This is a genomic window from Achromobacter sp. Bel (genome assembly GCF_012928505.1).
In the GTDB taxonomy this organism is placed as follows: domain Bacteria; phylum Pseudomonadota; class Gammaproteobacteria; order Burkholderiales; family Burkholderiaceae_B; genus Achromobacter.
Map to the genome: position 1 here is coordinate 178,652 of NZ_JABBJN010000002.1, position 13,063 is coordinate 191,714.

General features: G+C 52.3%; 7 protein-coding genes. 1 reads left to right on the forward strand and 6 read right to left on the reverse strand.

Annotated features, from left to right (window positions below):
* The first annotated feature begins 31 nt into the window (after window positions 1–31).
* A complete protein-coding gene (locus HG262_RS02180) occupies window positions 32–1,108 on the forward strand; it encodes a glycosyltransferase (RefSeq protein WP_169269470.1) in 1,077 nt (358 codons plus the stop codon).
* A 59-nt stretch (window positions 1,109–1,167) separates the two neighbouring features.
* Here the strand turns inward: HG262_RS02180 and HG262_RS02185 are convergent, their stop codons facing one another.
* From HG262_RS02185 to wecB, 6 genes are all read right to left on the reverse strand, one after another.
* On the reverse strand, window positions 1,168–1,725 hold the full coding sequence (locus HG262_RS02185) for a hypothetical protein (protein WP_169269471.1): 558 nt from the start codon (window positions 1,723–1,725) through the stop codon (window positions 1,168–1,170).
* Window positions 1,726–1,745: 20 nt separating this feature from the next.
* Window positions 1,746–3,383, reverse strand: a complete 1,638-nt coding sequence (locus HG262_RS02190) for a heparinase II/III family protein (RefSeq protein WP_169269472.1) — start codon at window positions 3,381–3,383, stop codon at window positions 1,746–1,748.
* Between the two features lie 69 nt (window positions 3,384–3,452).
* On the reverse strand, window positions 3,453–4,988 hold the full coding sequence (locus HG262_RS02195) for a heparinase II/III family protein (RefSeq protein ID WP_169269473.1): 1,536 nt from the start codon (window positions 4,986–4,988) through the stop codon (window positions 3,453–3,455).
* A 198-nt stretch (window positions 4,989–5,186) separates the two neighbouring features.
* Window positions 5,187–10,457: a glycosyltransferase gene (locus HG262_RS02200; RefSeq protein WP_169269474.1), complete on the reverse strand. Its 5,271-nt coding sequence runs from the start codon at window positions 10,455–10,457 to the stop codon at window positions 5,187–5,189.
* Between the two features lie 116 nt (window positions 10,458–10,573).
* The gene (wecC, locus tag HG262_RS02205) at window positions 10,574–11,848 is read right to left on the reverse strand and encodes a UDP-N-acetyl-D-mannosamine dehydrogenase (protein WP_169269475.1); all 1,275 of its coding nucleotides are present in this window, start codon (window positions 11,846–11,848) and stop codon (window positions 10,574–10,576) included.
* On the reverse strand, window positions 11,845–12,987 hold the full coding sequence (gene wecB / locus HG262_RS02210; RefSeq protein WP_169269476.1) for a UDP-N-acetylglucosamine 2-epimerase (non-hydrolyzing): 1,143 nt from the start codon (window positions 12,985–12,987) through the stop codon (window positions 11,845–11,847). Before wecB ends, wecC begins: the two co-directional genes overlap by 4 nt.
* Between the last annotated feature and the right edge of the window lie 76 nt (window positions 12,988–13,063).

Below are 13,063 nucleotides of genomic sequence, written 5' to 3' on the forward strand. Positions count from 1 at the left end.
AATATCTGTCAAAAAATGTTTGGCATGACCAATGGCTGTTGGCCAATTCCGAGAAATTCCTGTGTATTTTTTGAAGAACTACTTTAATTCCGCATTTCGTGCCAAGCATTCTCCAGGTGAGTTTTCAAGGCTCAAGGTGGCCTTGGTTTCGGATGCTCTGACACAGGCGTCCCTGGAGGTCGAATGCACAGTAAGGAATGTCACACCGGAAAATTTCGAGCGTGTCTTTCGCGATTGGCGCCCGGATGTTCTTTTTGTCGAGTCTGCCTGGCAAGGGTTTCGAAATAGCTGGAAATACTGTATAGCCTCCTATCCGGATCATCCGGAACGAACAAATTTGCATTTGCGCAGGATGTTGGATGCCGCTGAGAGAGAAGGAATTCCCGCGGTATTCTGGAATAAAGAAGATTCAGTTCACTATTCCAGATTTATTGGAAGCGCCCGACTGTTTAGGTATATTTATACTGTCGATGAGAATTGTATCGAGCAATACCGAGCCGATTCTCCGAATGCAGCGATAATTGAGGCGCTTCCATTTCCCGTCCAGCCGAGGTTCCACCATCCTGAAGTGAAGGGGAGAGCGAATCGGGGCTATAGCTGCTTTATAGGAAGCTATGGTACGCATGTCCATCCCACACGGAGGCAATGGCAAGATTCTCTTTTCGAAGTTTTCTCTGCCAAAGGACTGGATGTCTATGATAGGAACTCCGGCAGAAAATCTCTGCACTACCGCTATCCGCGGCTACCGGGGTTGATCGTGCGGTCCCGAGTGCCGTACGAAAGAACAGCCTCATTATATAAGAGTTATAAATTCAATCTGAATGTTAATACGGTCGAATCCTCGCCGACAATGTACTCCCGCCGCTTAATAGAAATCCTTGCGGTGGGAGGCGTTGCGATCACGACGCCATCTCTGGCTGCGTCGGAGCTATTCTCCGAGTATTGCCATATCGTCTCCTCGAGGGGGGCTATGGAGGAGGTGGTTGCCTGGTCGGCTAGCCAATATGAGATGGCGCAGGAACGGGCCCGGCACGGCTCGCAATTGGTGTTGAAAAAACATACCTGGGCTCATCGGCTGCGGCAGCTCGAGGATAGTTCGATTTTTTAGGAAAGTTGAAGATTCACGTGCTAGCGTGGGGTATGTATATCCCCGCCGCCAGATCGTGCTCAAGTGAAAATGCCTTCGGAATATTCGATATTCCGGCCAATGAAGGATTTGTATCTGGTGTAATTATCCTTCGTGATTTTTTTTATCTCCTTCGCCGGGTTTCCTCCCATGATGGTGAAAGCCGGGACGTCTTTGGTGACGACGGCGTTAGCACCTATGATTGAGAACTTTCCTACTAGAACAGGACCGAAAATCTTGGCACCTGTGGCGATATAAACGTTATCTTCAATTTTAGGCACCGAAAGCCTAGTGGCTGGATGTGTTCCTTGACCGCCGCCGATGGTGACATTCGAACCTATGGAGCAGTTTCTTCCTACTTTTGCTTGGGCGTGAATGATTGTTCCTATTCCGCCATAGGCAAACGTTGTTCCCGCGCCTATTTGTACCGTTGCCGGAACATAGGAATTGTGAAATATCTTGATGAGTTGCTCTAAACGCTTGGATTTATTGAGGTCACCCGCGATGAGACAGTTTCTGGCTTCATTATGTAGGGCTGTTATTGTCGTTGGATGAGCCAGAATTGGCTCCATTAGGGCTAACAGGGCATCGTATTTCATGGCGTTTGAGGAAAGAGAGCTTATTGCGAAAAGGCTATCACGGTTTTCAATTCGTGCTTAACCGCTGACGCGCAAATAAATTCAATGACACTGGACGGTACGTACTTGTTGGCTCGGTCTGATGTCACCGACACGACCTTAGCTCCACTGATCCCGCTTCGCACCGTTATTGAGCCAAGGGTCTTCCCGGTAGTAGTTATGGTCATAGTGGCCCCGGATTTTCTTGAGCGCACGAGCACGGTGTTGTTGTCTACGACGTTTATATCTTTTTGATTATCTACATGCCATAGCGTTCGTGCTGTGCGGGCTGTTCCGTCCACGCATACCAAAGAGTCTGTGACTGTTATGCGCCGAGGCTCGAATTGCGTGGTGCGTTCAGTAGATGCACCCACGAATCCGTAGAATGTCATAGTGCTTTGATTATTTGTGCCAGTTAATCTCTCATCTATCAATGTCCAACTATTTTTGAGCTCTGGCCAATTTTTCTTATAGGCCGTGCCGTCTAAAACTGCGACGTTGTGCGCAAATCTAGATCGCGCGTACTTTCGGACCGGGTCGCCATGATTGTAGTTGTACATGCCAGAATCAATGAGCCAATCTTCGCCAAATGCGTATACGACCAAATTACCTTCATCTTCTTGTCGATGATAGGAGCTGAGTGCGCCCGCTTTAAAAATGCCGTGCAGCGCACGTTGGTTATCCCAGGTGTCGCGGTATATCGCATATCCTGATATTGGATAGATCTTGAATCGAAAGCGAGGTTTGGCGCCAGACTTTCCGGCGGTTAGGGCGTAACGGAATTCCTGATATTCCTGGCTCTCGCCCAGCAACTCTTTGAATGCATCTGTAGGACGGAGCTTTTCGGTGTCGCCGATAATAGGCACATGTCCGTCTGGGCGCAGCACGTAGACAATATACTCCAGTATTTTCCTGGCTTTTGGAATAAATGCCTTTGCCAGTTCTAAATGCCCGGTTTTCGTGTAGGTTTGGACAATAGAGATAAATGTCTTGAAAACAAAAATGTGATACGCAGGGCTGTTTTCGACATGGACGCCCTCCGAGGTAAAAGCGAAATCCAGTTCTGACTGCAGCCGCGCGAGCGCAGTCGCTTGCCAAGCCATCGCATGCTGCCAGACGTCCTCAAACATGGAAGCCAGGAGGAGCAGGACGCGTGCCTGCTCCAATCCATGATTAGTATGGGCAGAATAAAATCCATCCTCTGCTAAGATTGCAGCGTGCCTTTCCAGCAGCGAATTTGAGGCATGAAGGAAGCGTGCGCGTGCTTCTTCGTCAATTTTCGTTGCAGGAAGTTCAGAGAGGTATCCAAGGAACAATAGAATGTGTTCTGCGCGCAGCGCCGTCCCGTGATCATGCCATACGAACTCTGAGAGATCCTTGTCTTCAGGGCGAGAATCGGAAAACAGCTTTGACCATTCGTCGATCAGTGCGATGCCGACGTCCAACGCACTGCGATCTGACGTGGTGTGGTGGTAGGCGATAATATAAAGTAGTGCGGACAGCGAACCCCATCGCCACTGCCATGTGCGGTTCTCTAAAGGATTTTGGTCCCAATCGAGCGTGTAGTCCACGAGCGGGAACGGCCCTAGCCGAACTTTTTTGGATCTCACGATTTCTTCGCCCCTGGTGGAGAAATCCAAGTTCTTTATTATATTATTTAGACTGTCGCGGAGAAGATTAAGATTCATTAGATTGATGGTGGCTATATTTCAAAATTCTATTTTGAATTCGCAGAATTCTTGTGGGCTCTTGAACACCAGTTTTGTGGTGCTCAGATATACATATTTATCGAGTCCGATGTAGTCCAAATTTTCGGAGCTCCAGCAGCCATTCCCTTCTATGACGTCAATTTCCGCCACTAAGGCGCTTCCTCTGGCATGGAGCTTGACCTTAAGATCGGATATCTCGACGGAGATGTCCGGATGAAGCACGAAATTGTGGAAGGCTAGGAGCGAATTGCTAAAATCGCTACGATGTATTTTGTCTCGGATAGTCAAGTAATCGCTATACAAAGATATTTCTCTTGATATCGCGTGGTCAGCTACCCTGTCATGACTCATGCCCACGACGAATCCATTCGTAGTTTCGAACCATTCGTCGATTCGGCTTCCCCGAGGGGTGGCTCCGACATCGCAAAATGGCTTTTCGGTAATCTCGACGGTACTATGGGCCGATGCCTTGCGGATATTTCGGTCGCGGGACATTACATTTACGGTGTAGCCCGGATCATCGAATACTAGGTCGCCATCGATTTCCAAGCAAAAAGAAAGCTCGTCATCTTGTTTGTGATTTACAGAATTCCAACCGCAGGTTGCAGAAAGGTGTATGTTTTTCTGGAAATTGTCGCCGTCCGATTTTCTTCTCTTGTAGAAGAATAATCCCGTGTCAGAGTATAGCCTGTGCCCTTTCAATCCAAGATTAGCCAGTTCATTTTGATTGGCTGCGATCTCGGGATGTGACGCGCGTATATTTTTGTTTGGTGCGCGAAGGGTATCACCCACAGCTAGATATTCTCCACAATCGCGTAATGCGAAGGCGAGAATTTTCCTCGTGTTTTTTGCGAGCGTGGATTTGCGGTTCTTGATTCGGGCCTCATCGTGTTGGGGATGCAAATCAAGAAACTGGATGGCCAGCGGGTAATTGTGTTCCTGATAGGAGATGGAATGTTCTCGAGTGATTCCACCAGATGTGAACATTTCGTCGAGGGTGGCTTGCCCCCTAGCTGCGACGGCAACGGGATCAATGCTGCCGCGGTAGGCAGGGTGGTTATTCCACAGCGTTAAAAGTGCAATGTCCACCATCAATCCGTGATTGTGTCCATTCCTATACATTTCTGCACGCTGAAGGTTAAGTGCATCCGCTCTGATGATTCTGTCGCATATCCCCATCGCCGGAATATTATCCAGTTCACTGAACCGCTTACGAAAAGAAAGAACTTGCTCAATGCGTATGACCGCAGCGTGATCGCCCCGGAGATGCGTGTAGTAGGGGTTGCGGGATTTTCTGGCGCAATGAAACTGATGGAAACTCTTGACGATATGGAACAACAGATCCGCGTCGAAATTGGCGGGAATCCACCGTAGACTCATGAAATGATGGAGCCACGCGGGTGAATTGTAAGGGTTAATCGCCCAATCTATAGGATCCGACAGTGCGACTGCCGGAAATGCGGCATGTTGCACCTGGATAGGGTCCATCGAAATGTCTGCACACGAGAGGGGGGAGGCTGCGGGAGCGATCTGCATATTTGATTTATTACTCCTGCCTGCGTGCCGCGCGAAGGCGGGTGGGGCACGGGCTGACTGTTGGGGGCACGAGAGGGCTTTGTGCCTTTCCCAACATTGTACGATGGAACCTCCGCCGGTTTTTTTAAGCCGGCTTTTACCTTGCCGGCCGGAGACGAATTGGCGGGGGGCCTCGCTAAACGGGCCCCCTGTGGTCGATCACCGTGTAAACAAGTTAAGTTCGCGGGTTATCGTCTTGTCGACACCCAATGTTTGCGCTACCCGCTTACTCGCAGCCTCTGATTTTTTAAGAAAGTCTTCCGGATTCTGAAAAAGATGTTCGACCGCGGCGGATAGGGCGGTAGCATCTTCGGGATGGCAGAGAAACCCTTCTTCCTTCGACACGAATTCAGATATAGCAGCCGTATTTGTCGTAATTGGCACCAATCCACTGGACATCGCTTCGTCTCGCGAAACTCCCTGCGTGTCCATACGCGAGGGCGTCAGGAAAACGCCGTATGACTTATGTTTGGCCGATATCTCAGTATGTGTCAAGAAACCTTTAGTGAGTTTCACGTTAGGGAAATTGGCAAGTGGGGCGGTTGTTTCATCGAACAACTCCCCGTCGCCGCAAAGTTCGATTGACAGATTTTGAAAATAGGGTTTTTGGCTCAGATTCAAAATTGCCTGAACTGTGAGGTCATTTGCATAAGTTCGATTTGCGTAGGGGCGGATCGAGAGCAATTTCGTGCGGTCTCCGGCTTGCTTTACCGTGTAGTCGAATATGGCACCATCGACATGGTTCGGAATCACCATGTAACGGTCTGCGGTCAGGGAGACGTCCATGTCCTCTTCTGTGGTGCGCTTCAGCCATTCCGAGACGAACACAAATCGTAGATTGGGGCTCGTATTACTGAATACGTCACGCCAGAACTTTCGCCGATTGTCGCTGAGCTTCTTTTTTCGGGCGATTTCGTCTGGGCTCAGGTCGGAGAATTCATATGCGCGCCGTTGCCAGACTTGAATCTCCGATCCGTGCGCCCACACTGTGATATTTATCTGTTCCAGAAAATCCTTGAGCACGTCCCACATGGATTTGTCGAGTATATGCACTAGCACATTGGTGTATCGACCAGATTCGAGGGACTGTCGCAAGAGGGCGGCGTTCCCGTTCGCTACATCTATATTCTCGAATTCTCGATATGGCTGGCCAGGATGGGCGCTAATACGGAATACGTCCACGGCGTGTCCTGCCTGAGCATAGGCACGGACGCGGGTATGCAAGAATCCGTACTTATAGAGATCGTCGTAGGCCGGATATTGCTTTGAAAGCACTAATGTGTTTGAGCGACCAATCACGATTGAGGGCTTTTGGCCATGGCTACCTAGTACTAATTTATGAATCTTGAGATTGCAATTCCCCTGAATCCGCAAGCCAAAGCGGATGTAGACGCATTCGTTGGGGATCGCGAGAGCGTGGGTTCCTTCCGCTCCGACAATTGAATGTGACAGCTTTTTCCTGTCCTTGTCCTGGAATTCGAAAACCGTGCGTACTTCCCCTGGATCATCGCACACCAGCGTGAACTGGCTATTGAGTTCCATGTTCAACTCTGCACGTGGCGAGGATTCTTTAACGTAGACGTAAGCAAAACTCTCTTGAGGTAGCTTGGATCGTACGCTCAACGTATCGCCCTCTACCGAAAGCGTGATCATTTTGGATGCCGGCGCTCGCAACCGCTTAGCCAGTTCCGCGCCGGAGATGGAAGGAAGGTCATCATCCGAATCATCACTTATTGCGGTCGCGGGTTTAATCGCTTCGGCTAAAGGTGCCAGGTGTTGGTCGAATGAGACCCCTTTATTGATCAGCGTGGCATCCTGCGTCGTTAGAAGTGTTTCGGAGTCAGCCGCGGCACCCTCCTCGCAATAGTTGAATTCGTCGATCGACAGGCCTTGATGACCTTCACTATTGGCAGTGTCTGGCGTTTCGAGCCAGCGCGTAATGTCCGTGTCGGTCACCGCTTTGATGCGCAGGACCGAGCAACGGAGGAGCATGGCCGCTGCAGGGCGATATTGCTTTCCATCGTCAAGCAACGCCAATTCGCCAGTCTGGTAGGTGTAGCGTGTCGCCTTGCCGAATGCACTGGCGGAGCTGCCATATGTCGAAGCCCAAGCCAGATCTTCCGCATAGTGTGTGCTGTAGTAATCTCGCGGATGCAGTGTGCCTATCAATTCGAATTGAGACGCAAAATTACGCACCGCTGCGGTGAGGGAGTCAACGCTGCTGAAGTAGCTGATGCGAGGGTCGTGCGGCGTCACCGATGTAGCGCCTGTAGTAACGACGCATAGGCGACATTTCCCGTGAGATTGTCGCAGAAAAGAATCCTGAATGGATGTCAAACTCTGCGAGGAATCGGCTAGCGCGACGAATAACACCGCCGGAATCTGTTGACTGTAAGCAGTCGATGAAAGTTTGGCCTTTATATAGGAGAGTCGATGGCGATAGGTATGTTCCGCCATAACTTTGCGTAAACCGGCAAGCCGGAATTTGCGATACGCCAGTTCATCCGCATAGAGCGTGCTAATGCGCGATTCAATTTGCGTTGCTTCGTCCGAGGCTATCACGAGGTCGCCGAACAGCAACCTTGTTCCGCGAGAGAAGTTGCTAACCACTACGGTATTTGATGCAAGCAACTCAAAGACGCGTCGCGCGAACATTGTCTGAGATTGCTTGATGGTGTTCATGTTGATGCCATACCGGTAGCCCTTGTAGGCGCGGTCGATCTCATCGAATTTCAAATTTCCCAAAATGTATGGCGTATATTTTTCGGGAAATTGATAGTGCGGGTGTGGTTTCTCGTAATTTCGATCATAGATCTCAATCGGACGGAATTTCTTTACGGTATCTACTAAGGCAGCAAAATCGCGCTGACGCTCGGGATAGCGCAAATAGTAAGATCCCGCAAAATTGAAGGCGTCTTTGCGTTCGTGGATTTCGATCGGATTGTGGGCCGCGGGTTGAGCAGCGAACGGCAAAAGATAGACGCGCCCGTGACCGAGTATCTTCTTGTATTTCGGGATGCAGTCGATATCCGTCGTAAACACGTGATCGACGAGCGAGGCAAGTTCGATGAATGTGCTGAAATGGACGGGATCTTCCTTATTCCAGAATAGGGTGGGTACGTGGTTTTTCTTTGCCCACGCAAGTAGCGCGCGCACCTCTTCTGCGCAGTTGCTGATCTTGCGCTGCCATAGATCTTCCACGCCTTTCCACGCCGATTCAATGAAAATCAAATCCGGCTTAAATTCTTCCACTTCCATTTGCCATGTTTCGGGGCGTAATTGGAGCAACTCGCACTCAGGCGCATAGGAGTGGTACGTGAACTCGTCCATAATGCCCGCTACACGCATTTTGCTGTTTTGTGCGGAAATTCCTGCAAGCATGATGGGGTCGGCATGGATTTTTGTCACAGGCGGCTGGTGAGCTGCATTCGTTTTAACCGTTTTTTGGCCGACAGCCGCCTGTTTCAAACGCTTCCTCTCGCGGCGGATCTTTCCTTCTTTGTGGATACGAACGAACTCCGATGGCAAGGAGAAAAACGCGGACCAGGATTTGAAGCCGTGCAGTAATGCGTAGCCCAACTGGAACGAAAGCGTCTTTCTAGTTTGCTCGACTTGCTGCAGCGCCTGCTCTTTTTCTAGCTGGAGGTTGCGCAGGCGACGTTCAAGATGGCGAATTTTCTCCGTCGCCTCTTTCTCATTCTTTTGAGTTTCTCGAAATTGGGCAACGATGGCTCTTGCTTTTAATTGAGCATCTTTCAAACGCCCCTCAGATTCTGCTACCTGATTTTCTGCGAGAGTGAGCCGGGTCTGAATATCTTGGATCTTGCTGATGGCCGCACTCTGGGCGTCCCGCTGCGCCGTCCGGGCTTGAAACAGTTGGGTTGTGAGCGTATTGAGCGAAAATTGCAATTTCGAACGTTCTTGCTCGGACCCTTCGCGAGCGGTGGTGGAATCCGCAACGCTTTTTTCCAAAGTCTGAATCCGTGCGTCCGCATGCTGCTTGGCTGCTCGCATTCTGTCGTGGTCATGCCGTAACCCTTCAAGTTCGCTCTCGAGACGAATCTCCGACTTCTGCTTTTCCTCAAGCGTGCGCTCATGTTGCTGTGTCAAGTGCGCATGATCCGCCTGGAGGACTTCAATTGCCTGTGCTCGTTGTAGAGTCAGTGCCCTCAGCTCATCGATTCGCTGTTGAGAGTCGTCGATGTCCTGTTGCTTGTCTGCTAATGCGCTCCGCAGTTCGTCCACACGCCGTTCAAGCATAGAGCTCGTGGATTTGACGGCGGTTTCCGCGGCGTGCAAACGCTGCAGAGCATCATCACGAGCGGCGTGAGCTGTCCTGAGCGCATCGTCGGCCTCCTGAATCTGCAGTTGAGCTTGAGCGGCATGGTGTTCCGCTTCGCGACGCGCGTCCTGGATTGTTACGTCACGTTGAAGCTTTTCATGCCGCAGCACTGCAATTTCCTGCGCCTTCTCAAGCTCCAGGATGCGGGACTGCGCCTGTACCTGGCTGGCCGTGTGCTTAGCGCTTTCTGCGGCGGCCTGGCTTTCTTTGAGCTGTTCCTTCAGTCGGCCTAGTTCTTCCTGAACGTTTGCCACCGCATCGCGTTCGGCGTGCTGGATCGCCTCGAGTTGAGCCTTCAGCGTCGTTGCATGAGACTCGTGCTGCGCCTGCAGTTGGCTGAGTGTTTCGAGTTCGGTACTGGCACGGGCGAGTTCGCGCTTCAGTTCTCGCAGTTCACCCTGCGTCGTATTCCATTGCGCCTTGGAGGCCATTTGGCTCGCGGTCAGGGCGGATTCCGCCTCTTGAATGACGTCGTCCGGCCATGCGGCGATGGTGGGGAGGCGTTCCAGCACCTTGGCCCGCGGTTTGCAGATGATGACCATCGTGTCGCCGAAGAGCCGGACCAGCGTTGTCTCGAAATGCCGAGCCAACAAATTGGCCGGTTCTCTCAAGTAGTACGCGGAGCCGGAGGGGGATAACGCGCCGAACGGCCATAGTGAGATCAGGCGGCCCCCGGGTTTGAGTTTCCGGAACGCGATTTCGATGGAATCTTCGGGCTGAGTGGTCAGCGCAATGCCTTGCGGAAGAAGTATGGTGTCGAAACTGCGGTCAACCAGCGCATTGACATCCAACAGCGAACCACTATGCAGCGTGATGTTGCGCTGTACTTGCGAAGGTTCGTCTGCGATGAAGGCGCGGGCCTGCCCAAGGATCGCGGCATCAGAGCTAAGTCCTACGACGTTCTTGCCTTCGCGGGCAAGCAGCATAAGGATTGCGGCCTGACCGCAGTCGGCATCCAGAATGAACTCACCTTCCACTTGGCCGCAGAGCCAATCCAGGAATTTTTGAGTGTTCTGCATTAGCTCCACGCCCAGTTTCCCGGCGTAGGCTTCCCATCCTCGTTGCTGCATCGTAAGTACGGCTGACATAGCTCTCGTCGTAAAAAATGAGGACACTCAACAGGCAGGATGTGCCAGGTTGAGCGTCCGGGTTCTCATTCGAGCAGAGTGGCGTTCCACGAGCGCGCCGCTCTGCCAGATTGGGGTTAATGGCTGCTGGGCATGCCGACGACATCGACCAAGCGTGCACCTTCCTTGACGCGGAGGGGCGCCTCGGTGAAAAGGCTGTGCTTGACCAAGACAGCGACCACATCAGCCTGGCTCAGTGCATCGGACAGCGTCGCCAGTTCGCCTCGCTTGAGCGAAGCAGGCAACTCATCCACGAAAGGTTCCACGAAGCTGAGTTCGCAATCGATCCTTTCGCTGATCTCTTGTGCAATGTGCAAAGCAGGGCTTTCGCGCAAGTCATCGATATTGGGCTTGAACGCCAAACCGAGCAGGGCGACCTTGACTTTGCCCTTCGGCGTGCCATGGGCCTCGACCTGATGAATCGCCGCTTCGATCTGTCCGAAAACCCAATGCGGCTTCGAGTCATTGACCTCTCGGGCGGTGCGCGTTAAACGCGCTTGCTCCGGCGTCTTATTGACAATGAACCACGGATCTACGGCAATGCAGTGGCCGCCCACGCCGGCGCCAGGCTGCAGGATTTTGACCCGCGGATGATGGTTTGCCAGGTCGATGAGTTCCCAGACATTGATTTGGAGCTTGTCGCAGATCAGCGATAGCTCATTGGCGAACGCGATGTTCACGTCGCGGAACGCATTTTCAGTCAACTTAGACATCTCTGCGGTACGCGCGTTCGTTTCGAGCAATTGGCCTTCTACGAAAAGGCTGTAGACGCTCTTTGCCTTTTGAGCAGATATGGGATTGATACCCCCCACGATGCGGTCGTTGGCGACGAGTTCGCGCACGACTTGTCCGGGCAGTACGCGTTCCGGGCAGTAGGCAACATAGACGTCGCTATCGACGCTGCCTTGCAGCGGCAGCTTCAGGTCGTGGCGCAATTCGGAAAGCCATTGCACCATTTGTTCTGTGGTGCCTACGGGAGAGGTCGACTCAAGAATGACGATATTTCCAGGGCGCAGGACCGGGGCGATGGCTTCCGTAGCCGCGCGGATGTACGACAAATCCGGCTCGTAATCTCCCTTGAAGGGCGTGGGCACGGCGATCAGGAATGCATCCGCCGGTTCAGGCGTCGTGGTGGCTCGAAGCCAGCCTTCCTTCACGACGGACTGGACGATTTGTTCAAGGCCGGGTTCGACAATGTGGATCGCGCCACGGTTGATCGTATCGACCGCGTTCTGATTGATGTCGACGCCGATGACCTTGACCTGCCGAGAGGCCAGCACGGCTGCCGTAGGCAAACCAATGTATCCGAGGCCGATGACGGAAACAGTGGAGGGAGTGGCGTTGTGCGTCATTTCGAGATCTTTTCTGGTTGGAAGTGGTTCAACAGGGCTTGGACAATGCGAGGCGATGCTTGGCCATCCCCATACGGGTTGTGTGCATAGGCCATTTTTTGATAAGTGCTCTGGTCATCTGAGAGTTCGCTGACGGCCTGCACGATGCGATGTGCGTCCGTGCCTACCATGCGCACCGTGCCAGCAGCGACCGCCTCAGGGCGTTCCGTCGTGTCGCGCATGACCAGAACGGGCTTGCCCAGAGAGGGGGCTTCTTCCTGAATGCCACCGGAATCGGTCAAGATCAGAAAACTCTTGCTCATGAAGTAGACGAACGGCTCGTATTCGAGAGGCTCGATCAAGTGCACGTTATTCAGATCGTTCAGCAGGCGGTTGACCGGTTCGCGTACGTTGGGATTCAAATGCACGGGGTAAACAAAGTGCATGGCGGGGTAGCGTTGGGACAGATCCCGAATCGCTTGGCAGATGTTTTCGAATCCGCCACCGAAGTTCTCCCGGCGATGGCCGGTGATAAGAACGATCCGCGCGTCGCCGTTCAGGAACGGATATTGCGCATGCAGCGCGGTCTTGAGCTGCCCGTTTTCCTTGACCTTGTCCTGGACCACAAGCAGCGCATCAATGACAGTGTTGCCAGTGACGTGAATGGCCGAATCCGGCTTGTTTTCAATGAGAAGGTTTTGCCGGGACTGCTCGGTCGGCGCAAAGTGCAGAGACGACAGTACACCAGTCACTTGGCGATTGGCCTCTTCAGGCCACGGTGAATAGATGTTGTGCGTCCGCAACCCTGCTTCAACATGTCCCACCGGAATGCGGGCGTAGAACGCGGCCATCGCAGCTGCCGACGTCGTGGTCGTGTCGCCATGCACGAGCACATAGTCCGGGCGGAAATCCTGCAGAACATCGCGCATGCCTTCCAGTACGCGCGCTGTGATTGCATACAGATCCTGGCCCGGCCGCATGATGTCCAAATCGTAGTCGGGCTTGATGCCGAACAGATTCAGCACCTGGTCAAGCATGTGTCGGTGCTGGCCAGTAACGCATACGCGAGACTCAATCGTGGTATTTGCGCTGAGTGCCGCGACAACGGGGGCCATTTTGATGGCTTCGGGTCGTGTCCCAAATACGGTGAGGACTTTCATTAAAAGCTGAAGCTCCACAGGAAAAAAGGTGTGAAATACCACCTTGAATTAATCACGCCAGACATAATCAAAAGCT